The following is an 18,422-nucleotide window of genomic DNA, read 5'->3' as shown; positions in this document are numbered from 1 at the left end:
CGCTAGTTGACACATAAAAAATCCCCGTTGACCATGTCAACGGGGATTTTTTACATGTAAGTTTAAAATGACCAAAGGTAACATACCAATGAAGCTGTCAAATTTCTCCCATACAGTAAATCTGGCACGCAGTTTGCTCTACAGCAAATTGATCTCGTATTAGCAATTTCCTTTACCAGTCAGCATGTAAGGCTCTAAAGCGTGACGGGTTTTGACCGAAATAGACTATAAACAAAGGTAGGTAGTCCGCTAGTCAGTCTGAGCATGCCGCTAATACCAGCTCAGTCTTATGGGCGATTGCATTTTGCTGGATAAGCCTTATAGTTCAGAGGATGCTCGGCACATGTTTTCTATTAAAAAGTTGGCATACTTACCAAGCAGGCCACTGCTTAATCTTTGAATCAATGATGTTAAACCTAATATTCAGACGAAGAAGGGAGGTTCTATGTTTTCTCATTTCCTAGACAGAGATTCGAAATCGGAACCAGATTTCGAAAAACGAAAGTTCTTTGCTGCTGAAGAAGAAGTGTTCTTTAAACGTTTGATCAAAGCACTGCCCAACTGCAGTATTTTTCCAAAGGTTCAACTAGCTGCGATCCTCGAGCCGCATATTAGCAACGAAAAAAAGCGCCAAATCATGCGCCAAAAGCTGCAATCACGTCATGTTGATTTTGGCATTTTCGATAAGAACCTCGAACTCTTGTGTGTTGTCATTCTCGAGGGCGATGAAGAGGTGCAGGAAGAAGAATATCCAACGCGTCATCTACTCAAGAGTGCGGGAATTAAAAACATACGCTGGAAACGCTCCGCCCTCCCGACCTACGAACAAGTCTTGCGTACCTTAGCACCCTTCTCTGATCTCGAGTCGCCACGTGCTGAGAGTAGCCTCCACACCATCGGCAAACTCTTCCCCGACGAAGACATTCGCGATGGTCAAGTATTTACACGGGTTGAGCATGGCAATCCGAATGCCCTGTCTTTGGCAGCGATTGAACGAATCACGCCGGAGAAATTGATCAAGACGCAGTATCCCCACATTTGGCAGAAAATCTGCTTGTTTGCTGGCGATCCAGGTTATCTCAAAAACTATCTCGATTCCTTGTTCTTGCAAAACCGCCCGACGAAACGTCGCGGTTTGCCGAAACCGGTGGCGAATGAAGTGATGGCGATCTTGTATGAAAACAGTCGCTTCGTCATCTCGAAGGAGCCTCAACCAATTTGGGACCCTAGCTTTTTACATCGCTAGACAGTCAACGCTGGGTAATCAAGCCTAGACCATCATCGCCAACTTTGTCGTTCATGTGATGCAGCATTGCACTGCATCGCATGAAAGGCACTCTCGTTCAGCTTACTTCAGACCTTATAAGTCGGGTGCCAACATATGGCCGAGCTTGGCGGCCTTAGTTTCGAGGTAGCGTTGATTGTATTGATTGCGAGCGATAATCAAGGGCAGGTGTTCCTCAACTTTGACTTCCATACTTTCCAAAGCCGCGATCTTGCGAGGATTATTGGTCATTAATTTGACCCGTGTAATGCCCAAATGCTTGAGCATAGGATCACACAAAGTGTAATTACGAAGGTCTGCTGCGAAGCCTAACTTTTGATTCGCTTCGACGGTATCAGCTCCATCATCTTGCAAGTGATAGGCACGAATCTTGGCTAACAAACCAATGCCGCGCCCTTCTTGGCGTAAATATAAAATCACGCCACGGCCCTCTTCAGCGATGCGTTGTAGCGCCGCTTCCAATTGTGGACCGCAATCACAACGCTGACTAAACAATGCATCGCCGGTTAAGCACTCGGAATGAATCCGTGCCAAGACTGGTTCGCCATCGGCAACGTCACCTAAGGTCAGTGCCACATGTTCTTTTCCGGTCGCGGGCTCAACGAAACCATGCATGCGAAACTTCGCCCATTTGGTGGGAAGGTCGCAACTATCAACAAATTCCAATGCCTGTTCGGGTGAATTCAAAGGCAGATCTACAATCGACATAATATTCTCACGCTTGATCTTCACATCATACGGAAGACTCGAGGCTTGCAGCAGAAGATAGTAAAAAAATAATATTTAATCTGCGTAAAAGTAAGAGTATAAACGACTCAGCCCAACTCAGCCTGATGCAGACTTGAGCAAGCTCACTAATGAGCCAGATTGCCGCGATTTGCGAGCTAACACTGACTTCAATAATTTGCGGCAGTCGCTGTGACAGACGTCTATGTAGTCGGATGAATCACATAATCGACTTGCGCTTCGAAAAAGGCCCGCCTCGATTCAAATTCCTGGCGCGACACCATCGCATCTTGGTCCACCGCTAAATCGAGTGCTAATACGCCATCGAGATGATCGATTTCATGTTGCAAGAGTTCTGCAAGATCACGCTTCAATTGATGCCATTCTTGAACTTGACCGCTTTCATCGAGAAAACGTACCGAGATCGAAACGTATCGTTGTACTTTCACAAGCGTATCAGGAAAACACATGCAATCGTCCCACATCGTAAAGCGCACCTCGCTATGCCAGACGATTTCAGGGTTGATCATACAAAAAGAGCCAGTCCCCAAATTCAGGGCAATGAAACGTAGCGGCATGCCGATCTGCGGTGCGGCGATGCCGCGTCCAAATCCATGTTGCAATCGAAAAGCATCGAGACAAGCCTTTAAGTTTCGGCTTTGCTCTTGAAACTCTGGGGTGAACACATCAACTACCGAAGCAGCAACCTGCTTGAGACGTGGATCATCACTGGGCAAGACTTTGGGTAATGACATATCGATCCTTCACGCTCATGGGAATATAATTTTTTACAATGAGACTACGAGACTAATAGTGATTTCCATCGCACGCAAGATGTATGTCCTCCCTGCGACAAGATAATGAAAAAGGGCGCCCGCATATTACGCAAGGCACCCTTCATCCAATCGCTACCAAGCCCCAATGCCACAAGTCACAAGTCACATTAAGACACACAGGTTTTACAGAAAACAGGTTCTACAAAAAATTCAGCGACGCAACTGTGAAATATCGCGCACCGCGCCACGATCAGCTGAAGTCGCCAGCGCTGCATACGCTTGCAAGGCCTGCGACACATAGCGTTCACGTTTGACTGGTTGCCAGGCATCCGCGCCTTTGGCCTCCATCGCTGCACGGCGCGCTTGCAATACGTCGTCACTCACACCGAGATGGATACGACGATTCGGAATATCGATCTCGATACGATCACCCTCTTCCACCAAGCCAATCGCTCCGCCTTCTGCCGCCTCAGGTGATGCGTGACCAATCACCAAACCTGAAGAGCCGCCAGAGAAGCGGCCATCGGTAAACAGTGCACAGGCTTTGCCCAAACCTTTTGATTTGATGTAGGAAGTTGGATACAACATCTCTTGCATGCCTGGGCCACCTTTCGGGCCTTCGTATCGAATGATGACAACATCACCAGCATGGACGGTGTCACCCAAAATCGCTTCGACCGCAGCGTCTTGGCTTTCGAACACACGCGCCTTGCCAGTGAAGGTCAAAATACTTTCATCGACACCCGCAGTCTTCACGATACAGCCCTTCTCGGCGAGATTGCCATATAACACCGCCAAACCACCATCTTTGGAATAAGCATGGGCAAGGTCGCGAATACAACCAGCACTGCGGTCGAGATCGTGCGTTTCAAAACGTTTATCTTGTGAGAAGGCGACCTGCGTCGGCACACCGCCAGGCGCCGCCAAGAACAAAGCGCGCGCCTCGGCATCGTCACTGACAGCGATATCATTTTTCGCAATCGCCTCCGCGAAATCGCGTGAATGAATAGTCGGACGCGAGGTATCAAACAAACCGGCGCGGGCCAATTCACCGAGAATTGAAATAATGCCACCAGCACGATGTACGTCTTCGATATGGTATTTATCCGTCATCGGTGCGACCTTACACAGGCACGGCACTTTGCGTGAAATGCGATCGATATCCGCCATCGTAAAATCAACACCTGCCTCATGTGCAGCAGCTAAGAGATGCAAGACCGTATTGGTCGAACCGCCCATGGACACATCGAGCGCCATCGCGTTCTCGAAGGTTTGTTTGTTAGCGATCGAGCGCGGCAATACGCTGAGATCATCTTGTTCGTAATAGCGTTTCGCGAGTTCAACAACTAAGCGACCTGCGCGCAAAAACAAATTTTTACGATCAGCATGAGTCGCGACAATGGTGCCATTACCCGGCAAAGACAAACCCAAAGCTTCGGTCAAGCAGTTCATCGAATTGGCGGTGAACATACCCGAGCATGAGCCACAGGTCGGACATGCGGAGCGTTCGATACGACCAATCTCTTCATCGCTGACCGCGCTATCGGCGGCCTTGATCATGGCATCGACCAAATCGATTTTCATGATCTTTTGTTCGCCCGATGTTTTGGGATGCAGCGTTTCAATCACTTTGCCGGCTTCCATCGGACCACCGGAAACGAACACGACAGGAATATTCAAACGCATTGCCGCCATCAACATGCCCGGCGTAATTTTGTCGCAGTTCGAAATACACACCATGGCATCGGCACAGTGAGCATTCACCATGTATTCGACCGAATCAGCAATTAATTCACGCGAAGGCAAGGAATACAACATGCCACCGTGGCCCATGGCGATGCCATCATCGACCGCAATAGTATTGAATTCCTTCGCCACGCCACCAGCCGCTTCAATTTCACGCGCCACAAGTTGCCCGAGATCCTTCAAGTGCACATGGCCCGGCACAAATTGTGTAAAGGAATTGACGACAGCGATAATCGGTTTATCGAAATCGCCATCCTTCATACCGGTGGCACGCCACAGTGCGCGCGCGCCGGCCATATTGCGTCCATGGGTGGTGGTTCTTGAGCGATACAATGGCATAGCTAATCCTTCGGCAAAGAAATTTTTAGAATACGAGCAGCATGCCTCAGCTTTTTATATACGTCAAATATCCAATTTATCGACATTTAATATTCAAAACATATTAATCAGTAGCCCCAAAAAACCGAAAAACTTCTTGAAAACGCTCTGAAATCATCTGAGATACACATTTGATTTGTGTTTGGTTTGATCTTCAAAGATTGTCGCCATCGCTGAACTTGGTTACACTGCGCCGCATGAACTCGCCCGATATCAGTCATTTAACGCAGACACTCGTCCTCAGCGATGAAGATTTGATGCTGCGTTATTGCGATGGGGATTTCGCGGCATTTAAGGAACTGTATCAACGCCACAGTAAGCCACTGTATCGCTTCATTGCTTGGCGTTCGCCGCGTGCCGAATGGGTTGATGAAGTCATGCAAGAGAGTTGGGCGGCCTTGCACAAAGCGCGAGCGAGTTATCAGGTCAGTGCTAGTTTTAAGACTTTCCTATATCAAATCGCCAAACATCGCTTGATCGATCTGATGCGACAACATCAACTGCTTCTGTCTAGTGATCTCCAAGATTTCACCGAGGAAGATTGGCAGCAAGATTTAGACGCCATGCAAACCCAAGCTCAACATCACGGCGAAACTGCATTTTCAAGCGGAGAACAAGCAACGCCAGAACAAGCGCTAATCGCCAAGCAAAACGCAGCGGCTTTGCAAAGAGCGATACATCAGCTGCCAGGTGTGCAAAGAGAGGCTTTGGTCCTGCAGCAGTTCAACGATATGAGCCTTGAAGAAATTGCGTCCGTCAGTGATGTTCCAGTCGAGACGATCAAGAGTCGCTTACGCTACGCGATGCAAAAATTACGTCAGCATTTTGTCAAACATGAACAAACTCAAGAGGAGCTTGTATGACGAAGCTCACCCATGACGATCAACAAATCGACCCATTGATCGCCTCAAGCGATCCGCTTTCGGCTGCGCTGAAAGATCTACCACAACCAGCTCCCTCAGCGGATCTCGATGCCGCCATTCTGGCGAAGATCGAAGCAGAATTGGAACAGGAAGCCATCGCCAAGGCACAACACTCCATATCGAAAGGCGTAGGCGAAACCGCAGTTGCAGTCACTACAAAGCCAGAGCGAAAAGAATCACTTATCCAAGCCTGGGCAATGAAATTCAAGCAGTATTGGTTTTTCCCGGTCGGCGCGATGGCCGTTTTGCTGGCCAGCGTTGGCCTACAACAAGTACCATCCCCGATGGGAACACCAAGCGACGCGCATCCACCCGTGAATATGCAAATCGCTAAAGCTGAGGTGAAGGAAGACCATTCAACTAGTGACCAAGAAGCAGATCAAGCGCGCCGCGACGCAAGACAATCGTCCGAGACCTCAACTAAGACGCCTCAAGAAATGACACCGCAACGACAAATCGTAGTAAGAGCACAAACCGAATTAGGACGAGCAAAAATCGCGAGCAAATCTGCATCGATCTCTGAAGCCCCTATTGGAATCCTAGCCAATAACAAAATTCCAGCAACGCCACCGGTCGCGGCGGCACCGCCGATTGAAGTCAAGAGTGACGCCAGCTCGGTGATCGTTCATGCGTCAAGAACTCGTGCCGCTGAATCCGTCACGACGACAGAAACAGATCAACTCTCAGCTGTGCCACAACGAGTACAAATCACCGGTAGTGCGCTACGTCGTGCGGATGTAGAAAGTAGCCAAGCCGCTCTCAGTCTCAGCAAGAAACAAACTGAAGAGGCTCAAGTGATCTACACGATCCCTAAAACCGAGCTTTACGTGCATAAAGAATTGATGGCTGCTACGGAACCGAAACCGACATCAGCACCGATCACGCAAGATGCACAAGAAAAACTCAGTATCAGTACAAACACTATGCCAGCCCCACCCGTACCGCCCCAAGCCATGGTTGCGCCCATGCCGGTCGAGCCAGCCAAACCAATCATGGCTATGGTTACAACAAAAGATGGTGCTGAGAGACAGATCATGATCGATACTATTGAGGAGCAACTACGCAAAGGTAATAAACGCGCCGCCATTCAAATCTGGAAACAGGAGCGTGAAAAAAATCCAAGCCTCGAGCTGCCTTCTCCTCTGTTTGACAAGCTCAAAGAGGTCGAGCGAGAGTTATCATCCGGACCAAAACCAAAGTCAAAAAATTAATCAAGCACGCGTGTTTCGACTTGAAGGCATCACTTTGCACCGCGCTCTTTTTGTCGTTTTAGAAGTCGAATAAAGATTTCTTTTAAAATTTAACCCCGTCATTTGCTCTCCCTCGTTCAAGTTCATACCACGGTCCAACCGGATGAAGGGAGAACAATATGAAGAGTCCAATTTACAAGCGCTTATTTGCCAGTCTGCTGCTCATCACAGCGAGTTTTCAGACTGCCACAGCCTACAGCCAGACTACACCATCAGGCGCATTGCTCGAGACCTCCATTGATAATTTGAGAGGTGAACGGGCGATTCAACTGAAACAAACAACGATCAAGAGTGCCGTGGCCGGCAGCATCGCCGAGACCACCATCGACCTCGTCTTTTATAACCCCAACAATCGTGTTCTTGAAGGCAATTTGCAGTTTCCCTTAGCCGACAATCAAAAAATCATAGGCTTTGCGCTCGACATTGGTGGAAAAATGCGTGATGCGGTGCCGGTCGAAAAAGCCAAAGGCCGCCAAGTCTTTGAAGAAATTGTACGGCGCGGCGTCGACCCCGCCTTACTAGAAATGACGCAAGGGAATAACTTCAAGTTACGGGTCTACCCTATCCCAGCCCGTGGCACCCGTACCGTGCAACTTCGCATCATGCAGAACCTTGATCGGGTTCGTCATCAATGGGAATTCCCACTCGCGCTCGGTTTCGCGGACGCCTCTGAAAAAACCCAAGTTTCGATACACCTACGTGGCATCAACGATCAACCAGAGGTCAAATTTGGCGCAAGACAAATCAACTACGAAAAGGCACTGGATGGCTACAAATTGGAATTCAGCACTCAATCCTTAGGAAAGAATAGTCGCATTATCACCAGCTTTCCGCAGCCACTTAAAGCACAAACTTATCTCCAAGAGTTCCAAGGTGAGAGCTACTTTCTCGCCGAAGTTCCGCTCAAGTCAGAGCGTAAATCACGCAGTCTACCCAGCAAAATTGGATTACTGTGGGATAGCTCAAATTCAGCGACACAACGCCATATCGAGGCGGAACTCGATCTACTCCATCACTATTTCAAGGCTGTGGGCAACGCAGAGGTTCATTTGCAGCGGTTGCGAGATCGCCCCGAAGCCATTGAAATTTTCACGATCACCAATGGCAATTGGAGCAAACTACGCAAAGCCTTAGAGACCACCGTTTATGATGGCGCCAGTGCTATCGCCGATTGGAAAGTCGAGGCGGACATCGGGGAATATTTACTCGTGAGCGATGGCCTCATGAACTATGGCCCCAAGCAATTCCCTCAACTGAGCAAACAACAAAAGCTGTTCGCCATTAATTCCGCACAGAGTGCCGACACCAACCGCTTGAGTGCTTTAGCCGAGCGTCAACATGGACGCCTCATTCAAGTGGATATCAATAATGTGAGCAATGCAAGCAAGCTCTTGTTGACAGATGCCAATAGCGTGGTCGAGGCGCTCGGCACTCACCTGAGCGATATTGAACTCGAGTCAATGGTCCCAGACGGTGATGTACTTAGAGTCGCGGGAAAACTGAAAGCCAAACAAGCTGAATTAAGCTTGGACCTGAAGCTCAACGGAAAACCGCAAAAAATTAATTTGGCAATCAATAACAACGCACCACAACATCCTCTTGCCGCATTTTTATGGGCCAACTATCGCCTACGCAAATTGGAGGGCGATCGCGAAATGCAAAAAGCAGAGATACGTCGACTCGGTAAGAAATTCGCTATTCCAAACAGCGAAACATCATTGATCGTTTTGGAAAACTTGAGCGACTATCTCCAATACGACATCGCACCACCGGTAGAATTACTTGATGAGTTCAATCGACTCAAGTCCGATGCATATCGTCAACGACAAGATAGTCAGCGCCATCAAACGGAAGCCTTGGTTACTCAATTTCAAGAGAAAATTAAGTGGTGGGAGACTGACTTCCAGAAGCTGCTGGCAAAGAAAAAAGAGGAGGAGTTAAGACGCAAAGAAGAGGCCCTGAAAGCCGAAGCGCTGCGTCGAGAAGAAGACCGGAAAGCCGCCATCCAATTGAGTAAAGTGAGTGCCAAACCGGATTCTAGTGGAACCAAGCAAGTTGCCTTGGAGATGCGTGCCGCTCCGCCAAGACCAGTCGCTCCAGAGATGCCGAAGAGTGTCACCATCACAGGCGCACGGGTTCGTTACGCCGAGGTTATGAATTCTAATTCTTATCAAACCGTCTCTACGCTAAACCGTGAATCAGCAACCATGGACGCCGTTGCTTCCAACGAAAACAATTCGGCCAGCATTTCGCTCAAAAAATGGGTCCCGGATGCGCGATATATTAAACGCTTGACGGCTGCGGAAAAAGATAAGATCTACACGATCTATTTGGACGAGAAACCCAGCTATCAAAATAGTAGCGCTTTCTTTCTGGATGCCGCCGACATCCTCAAAGAAAAAGGTCAGTCTGAACTCGCAATGCGCGTCTTGTCTAACCTATTGGAGATGGATTTAGAGAATCGCCATATCCTGCGTTTGTTGGGTTATCGTTTGATGGAGCTAGGCGCCTACCACCAAGCAGTCCAAGTATTTGAAAAGGTCGTGCCACTTGCGGAAGAAGAACCCCAATCCTACCGCGATCTTGGTTTGGCGCTTGCGGCCGACAAACAATACCAAGCGGCCATCAATCAACTACAGCAGGTCATCCATGGGAATTGGAACGGACGTTTTCAAGAAATCAAGCTCATCACTTTAGCGGAAATCAATGCGCTTATTGTGGAGGCTAAGAACTCTGGAGTACAGGTCGATACGTCTTCGATTGACCCGCGTCTGATTCGGAATTTGCCACTGGATATTCGTGTTGTCATGAGTTGGGACGCGGATGCGAGTGACATGGATCTCTGGGTCAAAGATCCTTCTGGTGAAGAGTGTAGCTTTAATCATACTCGTACATCACTTGGCGGACGCATCAGCTACGACGTCACGCAAGGTTATGGCCCAGAGGAATTTTCGTTACGGAAAGCGATGCCCGGTAAGTACCAAATATACGCGAACTTCTACGGAAACCGCCAACAAATCGTGGCTGGAGCCACAACGGTACAACTCAAATTAATCTCGCATTTTGGCTCAGAAAAGGCCAAAGAGAAGCTAATTACAGTGCGCTTAAAGGATCAAGGTGGTCGCGTATTCATTGGTGAATTTGAATTTATGCCTGAGGAGCCGGTGAAGAAATGATTTTTAAACAAGCCTAATAAACCTGATCAGCCTTATCAATATCAATTTCAAACATGCGTGGGAGCAATTCAGCTTGCTGACATTGCCTCACGCTTTTCCACATTCTAAGAAGCGCATCTGTCACTGCCTGCCTTAAAAACATTTGATTTCATGAGCTAGTTACCAATCAACAAGAAAAAGCAGGTCTTTTTTATTCGATGTAAAATTCAAGACTCACAACACTCTTACGTGCGTTCGTCCATTGGACTCCATACGCGCCCCAAGCTTCATGCAGCAGCAACTTAAGCCTCGCACCATTATTCTTCTCACGATTCCACCTCTACTTTGGGCTGGCAACGTGGTGGTTGGTCGCATGATCAACCAGATGATCCCACCGATCACTTTGAATTTTTTTCGGTGGCTGATCGCGTTTTTTATCTTGCTGCCATTTAGCTATCAGATCTTCCGTCGTGGCAGCGGCATTTGGCAACAAGGAATGCGCTTAAGTCTTTTGGGCTTACTCGGAATTGGCCTTTACAATACCCTACAGTACATCGCCCTACAAAGTTCATCGCCCATCAACGTCACCTTAGTTGGCTCCAGCATCCCAGTATGGATGATGATCGTTGGTGCAATCTTTTTTTCAGTCAGGATTAGGCGCGAGCAAATGATCGGCGCTAGCTTATCCATCGCAGGTGTCCTGATCGTATTAAGCCATGGTGAACTGCAGCAGCTGCTTGGCTTGCGTCTTGTGTTTGGCGATCTGTTGATGATTTGCGCCAGTATCGTGTGGGCTTTCTATAGCTGGCTCCTCCTCAAAACAAAAGAGCCTGCTAGAATACGACATCAATGGGCACCGTTCCTTTCTGCGCAGCTCGCCTACGGCGTGCTTTGGTCTGGATTATTCTCCATCGGTGAATGGACAGGGCGCGATCTTCATATCCAATGGAATCTCAACCTAGTACTCGCGATTGCCTACGTTGCTATCGGCCCAGCCGTATTAGCGTACAAATGCTGGGGCGATGGTGTACAACAAGCCGGTCCCAATATCGCCGGTTTCTTCACTAATCTCACGCCATTATTTACAGCGGTTCTCGCAGGTGCGCTTCTTGGAGAGATCCCCCAACTTCACCATCTAATCGCGTTCTTGTTCATCGTCAGCGGTATCGCCATTTCCTCATATCAGAGGCGACAGCCAGATTCAACATCCCCATAGGAGCATGCATTGAAATCGATAAGCTTACAGAGCAAAGCAAATGCTAAAACAGCACAAGTGATCACCTCTGATCAACATCAATTGATCAGCGACATCAGCAACGCGGAAGGTGGAGAAGATTTTGGCCCTAGCCCACACGATCTGTATGATGCGGCGCTCGCATCTTGTAAAGCGCTGACGCTGATGTGGTATGCCAATAAAAAAGGGATCAAGATCAGCAATATCGATACACGGGTTGAACGCGATGATAGCGAAGAGCGACAAGGAATCTACAAACTTCACACGCGCTTAGTGATCAGTGGCGATTTCAGTGACGCCGAGTTTAAACAACTCAGCGCCGTCGCTGAAAAATGCCCTGTACACAAATTAATGACGAGTGTGACGACTGAAATCACCACCCAAGTGGAGCGTGCCTGATGAGCGCATTTAACTTTACCCCAGAGCACCTACTGAAACCACACAATAAAGATCTCGGTGGCGGTTTCGTTGTGCGTCGCTTACTGCCGGCTATGCAGCGTCAAGCGGTCGGTCCCTTTATTTTTTTTGATCACTTCGGCCCGGTCACGGTGACGCCGGCCGATAATCATGATGTGCGACCGCATCCGCATATCGGTTTAGCCACGCTGACTTATTTGTTCGATGGCGTCATCATGCACCGTGATAATCTCGGCTATCAACAGAGAATTGAGCCGGGCGCGATTAACCTGATGATTGCCGGACGCGGCATCGTGCATTCCGAACGCAAACCCGAACAAGAGAAAAACAGCACCTACACCAACCACGGTTTGCAGTTATGGATTGCGATTCCTGAGGCTGAAGAGATGCGTGCGGCATCGTTTTCTCATACACCGGCCGAGGCCATCCCTGAAGTTCAGATCGGCAAGGCCCACGTGCGCGTGTTGGTCGGTAGCGCCTTCGGCGCTAGCTCACCAGTGCCGACACTGTCGCCCACACTGTATCTCGATGTCAGGCTCGAGGCCAACACCGAATGGCACTGTCCGATGCTGGCTGAGGAGCAGGCAATTTACCCTATTGAAGGTGCATGCAGCGTCGATGACATGGCACTCGAAGCACATCACATGCTCGTTCTCCAACAAACCCATACGATACGCACACAAGAACATGGTGCGCGTTTTGTCATCATTGGTGGTCAAAATCTTGGGCGTCGATTGATGTGGTGGAACTTCATTGCGAGCAACAAAGATTCGATCGATCGTGCTGCGGAAGTATGGAATCAAGCGCCATCGGAGGGGCCACTATCACAAGTGCCAGGCGAAACTGAGCGCATTCCGCTGCCATCGAGATGATCAAAAAAAGAGGTGACAGCTGACGCCGCCACCTCTATCAAGTTTCTAACGGAGAGCTACTTCGGTTAGAATTTGTGGGTGAACTCCACTTTAAACTTCATGGTACGAGGTGCCGCATATTGGCGAACTTCACCATAGGTTGGCACAATCGATCCATCACCAGCGTCATAGGCTTCTTGACGGGTTAATGCGACTTGATTGTTGAACACGTTGAACACGTCAAAACCAAAGGACAAGCCCTTCAAAGCCGCTGGCTTATAAGTCAAGCTAACATCCAAACGAGTCTCCCAAGGCATGCGTCCCAGACTACCGCGTGGCGCAGGCTTACCATCACACCACATATAGACATTGCCGTAGCCAGGGCCGCCCCAATCGTGGCCGAGCGGATTTTTCAAACCCTCTTCGGCGTCTAGATCCGTACCTTGGCAGGTTTTTGGACGACCAGACTGCACCAAGGCATTGGCACCCAAGGACCATTCCTTATTGAACTCATAGAAACCAAAGGCTTTAATCGCATGAGTACGATCATTCGGCAAAACCCCACGGGTAAAACTCATGAATTCTGGGAAGTCCCAGTTCGCCGTAACCGCAACGTCACTCTGACCCGTATCGGAATTTGTTTGCCCTTCCATATTGCCGGCACTACGCGACCAAGTGTAATTCACTTTACCGTACCAAGAATTGCTCAGAGGATGTTCGGCGAAAAAGTCCAAGGCGGTGTATTTACGCTCGGCTTTAGGGAAACCTAACTCTCTTGCAGTAAATGTCACCCAGCGACCATTTCCAGTCGCCAGGCCTTGCGCATTATGGCTTTCTAACCAGATGGTCGCATCACGCCCAGGATTGAAAATGAAGCAGTTCAGATACCCACGCGGATTTCCCTCTTGAACCAAGCCGACCTTTTCTGAATAAGCCGCCAATGGACGTACATCGCAATTATCGTCGATACCTGCACCAAGATTACGGTAGGTGAATTTCATACCGAGGTTCAACTGAGACGACATCGCTTTCTCAAAGCCCACGGTGAACTCATCTTGGAAGTTTGGTTTAAGTCCTTTTGCGACTACAGAACGTGGATCCTTAGCCTGCCCTAATTCACCATCGGGGGTGCCAGGTTGATTAATCGCGCGCAAGCCGGTTGGTTGTCCATTCGAGTCAATACCCGTATAAGTGAAATCTTGCAGAGTATAGGTCGAACGACTTGCGGCACGTGCCGCTACCTGCGTTGGCAACTGCAAGAAATAACGCCCTGCACTACTAAATACTTTGAACGTGGAGTCGCCATTTACATCCCATGAAGCAGACAGACGTGGTGCCAATTGATTCTTCATGTCGATAAATTTCTGACCATCACCATTGGTGTTGCTATATTGGTCGTTACGTAAACCTGCAACGATCAATAAATCTTTAGTCGCTTGGTAGCGATCTTCGATGTACTGCGCGGATTGTTCTGACTGCGCTTTGGTCAAACTGCTAAAAGTGAATTCAGTAACATAATATCCACGGGTACCGAAGCCGCCGTAATTAGCGACGATCGCTGGACGGCTGATGGACAAATTGACTGGAGTGTTTTCTTTTCCATCAGGTACTTTGCCATACGTCCAAGTACCACCACCGGCGGTTGCTGCACCAACGTTGCCGGAATCGAGAGTATTTTTATCGAGACCACCACGAATGGTGTGCTTACCAATTTTGTATTCCAAGTCCAAGCGTAAAGATTTCACTTCATCTTCACCTGGACGACTCAAAGTACCACCGTACAAAACCTTATTTACATACAGATTCGGATCAAGCTCCGGCACCCGAGCACGCGCCGAGGAACGAATCGCATGTACGGTACCGTTAGGATCACCGTTATAGTAAGTGATGCTACGTGGTGTCTTAAGAATCCCGCCAAGTGCCGTGAGCGTCAGGTTGTCGGTCAGATTGCTGGTGTATTTCAAGGCATTTGAAGTTGCACCAGAAGCGCCGCCGTTCTTGGAATTGGTCTGTGTGTACAGAACATCATTATGAGTATCGTTGGCGACGTTGTAACCGTAGGTTCCTGTAATGGCACGATTGGTATCGCCAATCGCCGTCCATTCCAAGCGATTATCATCGTTGATATTCCAATCTAACTTGGCCAAATAACGATTGGTCTCTGTGCGTGTAGCGGTCCAGCCATCGCGTGCCAAAGTATTGCTATTGACGAGATCGCCGACTGCACCAGATGTGCCAATAGTGCGTTCCACGGCGGCAAACATGAACAACTTATCTTCGACGAGTGGCCCACCAACATAAGCACCATACTGTTCTACTTGATTGGTGCTGACGCTATTCTTAAAATGCAGTTTGCCATCAAGATGACTATCACTACCGGTTTGTGGGAAGTAAATATCTTTGGCTTTGGAACGTAAGGAATTCGGCGTAATGCTATACGATGCGCCGGTCTCCCAACGATTAGTACCGCTGCGTGTCGTAATATTCACTACCCCACCGATCGAGCGACCAAATTCAGAACCAAAGCCACCTGTAATGACCGAGGTTTGCGCAATAGCACCCCATGGCAATTGCGTCGAACCGATTTGTGATAAGGGATTCGTCACCGGCAGACCGTTGATGTAGTAGGAGTTTTCCGAAACACCACCACCACCAAAGCTGGCAACATTACCGTAGGCGGCATCACCGCGTGTGGTGTTCGGTGCCAACAAGACGACCGCGGTTAAGTTGGTCTGCACCGGTAACTTTGCCAACTCCTTGGCTGTAAATATCGCACCATTATTGGTGTTTGATACATCGATACGACTACGCAAACTCGAGCCGGAAACCGTCACTTGCTGCGACGCGGCCGCAAGGAAGGAAGCTTCCATACCTTGACCAATCAGGATATCAAACTCTTGTGCACCAGCACTACTGCCATTGCGCATCAACTCGACTTTGTAATGCCCTGCCGGCAAAGCTGTCACCGTATAGCGACCATTGCTATCGAGAGTGACTTGGCGTTTAAAACCCGTGTCCGTATTTTGAATCAATACGCTCGCACCTGCAGGTGTATCGACCTTACCGTAAATCGATCCTGTCGCATTCGACTGCGCATAGGCTGTCGATACACCACCAACTACTGCAACTCCTATCCCAAATGCCATACACAAGGCATGTGCCACTAGCGTTTTTCGAAACGCCCGACCGTTATTTTTCATTTTGATCTTTCTGAAAATATGTAGTTCATCGCTCACAAAACATCAGAAAACAAATATGTTCTCATGACGATGAAACTATGCCTTGCCGGAAAAATAAGCGTGACTACGATGGGATCAATCACCGCAATTTTGGGATCTTCAATATCAAAAAGTGTGCACTTTTTGCTACCAATCAAGAATTATTTGGAAAGAGAAATGACGCGCAATGTCAATAATTTGAATCGAATTACGCGTTTGAGAAAAGTCCTGAAAGCCGCATGCCTATTGACTTTGAGAACATCGCACCAAGCCCACACCTAGACCAAAAATGCGGGCAATCGAAAGACCTTCTAAGCATAGTATCACGCACAAAATCGTGTTCAATTTCGAATTGGGATCAGACGCCAAACTGAAGGGACGAAGCGCCCTCGCCGTGTTTCATTCAAAAAATTGAACGTGCCGTCATGGTGGTGAACAATTCTAGAGCCATCACGCCAGCCAAAGAATTTCCGGCGGTATCAAGTCCTGGAGACCACACACATACAGCGAGCTCGCCAGGAACAATGGCGAGAATACCACCACCAACACCAGACTTAGCTGGCAATCCCACCCGAAACGCAAAGTCACCTGCGACGTCATAAGTACCGCAAGTCAGCATCACGGCGTTCAAGCGCTTCGCCGAACTCGAATCAAGGATGCGCTGGCCACTCCAGGGAATCGTGCCGTGATTGGCGAGGAAACTACCCGCTTGTGCCAACTCCATGCAACTCATACTGATCGCACACTGGCGACAATAACTATCGATGACGGTATCGACTGGGTTGTGTAGATTGCCAAAATCTTTCATCAAATGTGCGATGGCATTATTACGATGCGCATGCTTTTGCTCAGACAAAGCGACGGCACGATCGAATTCAATTTTCGGCTGATCAGCCAGCTGCCGCATAAACTGCAAGACGGCGATATCTGCTTGCACAAAGCGTTGCGCCAAAATATCGTTAATCACTAAGGCGCCCGCATTGATGAAAGGATTACGTGGCACACCACGTTCGTATTCCAACTGCGTTAAGGAATTGAAGGGATTCCCAGAAGGCTCACGGCCAACGCGCTTCCAAATCGCATCACCTTCACGTTCAAAGGCGAGCGCCAAAGCAAACAACTTGGTGACACTCTGCGTCGAAAATTTCTCATCAGCGTCGCCGACCGCAAAGCGTCGTCCATCAAGACAATAGACCGCCATGCCAAAGTGATGTGGCGACACTTTCGATAGCTCAGGAATATAGGTCGCGACTTTGCCTAATCCCAAAAGAGGCCGGACTTCTGCTTGAATTCGCTCCAGAATGTTTTGATAATCGATCGTCATTTTCTCTTCGCCATAAATTACGAGTTAAAACGGTATCTGTTCATGCTGCGAATAAAAAAAGCACGCGTCGGCGTGCTTTTTAGCTTAGAGAGCAAGCGAATGTTACTTCGCCTCTTGGTGATAACGCGTCACCAACTCCACTTCATTCTTCGAACCCAAGAATACTGGAACACGTTGATGTAAGGCGGTTGGTTGAATATCGAGCATACGTTGTTTGCCATCGGTTGATGCGCCGCCGGCTTGTTCGACGATGAAGGACATTGGGTTCGCTTCATACATCAAACGGAGCTTGCCTGGCTTGTCCGGTTCACGCTTGTCAGCCGGATACATGAAGATGCCGCCACGGTGCAAAATACGATGAACGTCGGCCACCATAGAAGCAATCCAACGCATATTGTAATTCTTGTTCAATGGACCGGTTTTGCCCGCCAACATTTCATCGACATAGCGCGTGACTGGAGGATACCAATGACGTACGTTGGACATATTGATCGCAAACTCTTGAGTATCGACAGGGATTTGGATATTGCGTTCGGTCAGTACCCATGAACCCATTTCACGATCCAAGGTGAAGCAATTCACGCCATTGCCTGTCGTCAAAATCAACATGGTTTGCGGACCATAAATCGCATAACCAGCGGCCACTTGTTGGCTACCCTTTTGCATGAAGTCTTGTTCCGTTGGCGTTTGTACGCCCTCAGGTGCTTTCAAGACTGAGAAGATGGTACCGATCGACACATTCACGTCAATATTGCTAGAGCCGTCGAGTGGATCGAACAGCAATAAATATTCACCTTGCGGGTAACGATTGGGAATCGGATGGATGGTTTCCATTTCCTCGGACGCCATCGCCGCCAAATGACCGCCCCATTCGTTGGCTTCCAACAGAATCTCATTCGACAAAATATCGAGTTTTTTCTGGACTTCTCCCTGGACGTTTTCGGAATGCGCGGTACCTAACACCTCACCCAAAGCGCCCTTGCCGACTGCATGACTAATCGTCTTACAGGCACGTGCCACCACTTCAATTAACAAACGCAATTCAGCGGGGATGCTGTTATTGAGGCGTTGTTCCTCGACGAGGAATCGAGTCAAACTAATACGTTTCATAGCTTCCTTCTTTCAGTTTCTAAATTCTA

Annotated in this window: 13 protein-coding genes; 7 read left to right on the top strand and 6 right to left on the bottom strand. The window is 48.7% G+C overall.

The features are described from left to right. Nucleotides 1–445 precede the first annotated feature (445 nt). Nucleotides 446–1,246, top strand: coding sequence for a DUF2726 domain-containing protein (locus RF679_RS04710; RefSeq protein ID WP_309483066.1), 801 nt, complete (start codon nt 446–448; stop codon nt 1,244–1,246). 114 nt (nt 1,247–1,360) lie between these two features. Here the strand turns inward: RF679_RS04710 and ribA are convergent, their stop codons facing one another. The 3 genes from ribA to ilvD all read right to left on the bottom strand — a co-directional run bounded on the left by ribA (nt 1,361) and on the right by ilvD (nt 4,872). Next, nucleotides 1,361–1,993, bottom strand: a complete 633-nt coding sequence (gene ribA, locus RF679_RS04705; protein ID WP_309483065.1) for a GTP cyclohydrolase II — start codon at nt 1,991–1,993, stop codon at nt 1,361–1,363. A gap of 221 nt (nt 1,994–2,214) precedes the next feature. Beyond that, nucleotides 2,215–2,766, bottom strand: a complete 552-nt coding sequence (locus RF679_RS04700) for a peptide deformylase (RefSeq protein ID WP_309483064.1) — start codon at nt 2,764–2,766, stop codon at nt 2,215–2,217. Nucleotides 2,767–2,997: 231 nt separating this feature from the next. Then, nucleotides 2,998–4,872 (bottom strand): dihydroxy-acid dehydratase, encoded by a 1,875-nt coding sequence (gene ilvD, locus RF679_RS04695; protein ID WP_309483063.1) that lies wholly within the window; start codon nt 4,870–4,872, stop codon nt 2,998–3,000. Nucleotides 4,873–5,108: 236 nt separating this feature from the next. On the opposite strand from ilvD, the gene RF679_RS04690 reads away from it, so the two are divergent. The 6 genes from RF679_RS04690 (at nt 5,109) to RF679_RS04665 (ending at nt 12,762) form a co-directional block, all read left to right on the top strand. Continuing rightward, entirely contained in the window at nt 5,109–5,774 is a 666-nt protein-coding gene (locus tag RF679_RS04690; protein ID WP_309483062.1) for a sigma-70 family RNA polymerase sigma factor, read from the top strand. Next, complete coding sequence (locus RF679_RS04685) at nt 5,771–7,045, top strand: hypothetical protein (RefSeq protein WP_309483061.1); 1,275 nt, start codon at nt 5,771–5,773, stop codon at nt 7,043–7,045. The genes RF679_RS04690 and RF679_RS04685 overlap by 4 nt, the downstream gene beginning before the upstream one ends. 158 nt (nt 7,046–7,203) lie before the next feature. Then, nucleotides 7,204–10,260 (top strand): VIT domain-containing protein, encoded by a 3,057-nt coding sequence (locus tag RF679_RS04680; protein ID WP_309483060.1) that lies wholly within the window; start codon nt 7,204–7,206, stop codon nt 10,258–10,260. 268 nt (nt 10,261–10,528) lie between these two features. Then, on the top strand, nt 10,529–11,455 hold the full coding sequence (locus RF679_RS04675; protein ID WP_309483059.1) for a DMT family transporter: 927 nt from the start codon (nt 10,529–10,531) through the stop codon (nt 11,453–11,455). Between the two features lie 9 nt (nt 11,456–11,464). After that, nucleotides 11,465–11,872 (top strand): OsmC family protein, encoded by a 408-nt coding sequence (locus tag RF679_RS04670; RefSeq protein ID WP_309483058.1) that lies wholly within the window; start codon nt 11,465–11,467, stop codon nt 11,870–11,872. After that, on the top strand, nt 11,872–12,762 hold the full coding sequence (locus RF679_RS04665; RefSeq protein ID WP_309483057.1) for a pirin family protein: 891 nt from the start codon (nt 11,872–11,874) through the stop codon (nt 12,760–12,762). The genes RF679_RS04670 and RF679_RS04665 overlap by 1 nt, the downstream gene beginning before the upstream one ends. A gap of 65 nt (nt 12,763–12,827) precedes the next feature. On the opposite strand, the gene RF679_RS04660 is transcribed toward RF679_RS04665, so the two are convergent. From RF679_RS04660 to RF679_RS04650, 3 genes are all read right to left on the bottom strand, one after another. Further along, nucleotides 12,828–15,941 (bottom strand): TonB-dependent receptor, encoded by a 3,114-nt coding sequence (locus tag RF679_RS04660; protein WP_309483056.1) that lies wholly within the window; start codon nt 15,939–15,941, stop codon nt 12,828–12,830. A 421-nt stretch (nt 15,942–16,362) separates the two neighbouring features. Then, entirely contained in the window at nt 16,363–17,277 is a 915-nt protein-coding gene (locus RF679_RS04655; RefSeq protein ID WP_309483967.1) for a glutaminase, read from the bottom strand. Between the two features lie 108 nt (nt 17,278–17,385). After that, nucleotides 17,386–18,393 (bottom strand): class 1 fructose-bisphosphatase, encoded by a 1,008-nt coding sequence (locus RF679_RS04650; protein ID WP_309483055.1) that lies wholly within the window; start codon nt 18,391–18,393, stop codon nt 17,386–17,388. Between the last annotated feature and the right edge of the window lie 29 nt (nt 18,394–18,422).

Origin of the sequence: Undibacterium cyanobacteriorum (assembly GCF_031326225.1) — a bacterium.
Classification (GTDB): domain Bacteria; phylum Pseudomonadota; class Gammaproteobacteria; order Burkholderiales; family Burkholderiaceae_D; genus Undibacterium; species Undibacterium cyanobacteriorum.
The sequence above is the reverse complement of the archived record's forward strand: the minus strand, read 5'-3'. Positions and strand labels throughout refer to the sequence as shown.

Bases quoted from the DNA above. Each gene is read 5' to 3' on its own strand.
- RF679_RS04685 (WP_309483061.1), top strand. From the start codon at position 5,771: ATGACGAAGCTCACCCATGACGATCAACAAATCGACCCATTGATCGCC.
- RF679_RS04650 (WP_309483055.1), bottom strand. From the start codon at position 18,393: ATGAAACGTATTAGTTTGACTCGATTCCTCGTCGAGGAACAACGCCTC.
- RF679_RS04690 (WP_309483062.1), top strand. From the start codon at position 5,109: ATGAACTCGCCCGATATCAGTCATTTAACGCAGACACTCGTCCTCAGC.
- RF679_RS04710 (WP_309483066.1), top strand. From the start codon at position 446: ATGTTTTCTCATTTCCTAGACAGAGATTCGAAATCGGAACCAGATTTC.
- ribA (WP_309483065.1), bottom strand. From the start codon at position 1,993: ATGTCGATTGTAGATCTGCCTTTGAATTCACCCGAACAGGCATTGGAA.
- RF679_RS04680 (WP_309483060.1), top strand. From the start codon at position 7,204: ATGAAGAGTCCAATTTACAAGCGCTTATTTGCCAGTCTGCTGCTCATC.
- RF679_RS04660 (WP_309483056.1), bottom strand. From the start codon at position 15,941: ATGAAAAATAACGGTCGGGCGTTTCGAAAAACGCTAGTGGCACATGCC.
- RF679_RS04675 (WP_309483059.1), top strand. From the start codon at position 10,529: ATGCAGCAGCAACTTAAGCCTCGCACCATTATTCTTCTCACGATTCCA.
- RF679_RS04665 (WP_309483057.1), top strand. From the start codon at position 11,872: ATGAGCGCATTTAACTTTACCCCAGAGCACCTACTGAAACCACACAAT.
- RF679_RS04700 (WP_309483064.1), bottom strand. From the start codon at position 2,766: ATGTCATTACCCAAAGTCTTGCCCAGTGATGATCCACGTCTCAAGCAG.
- ilvD (WP_309483063.1), bottom strand. From the start codon at position 4,872: ATGCCATTGTATCGCTCAAGAACCACCACCCATGGACGCAATATGGCC.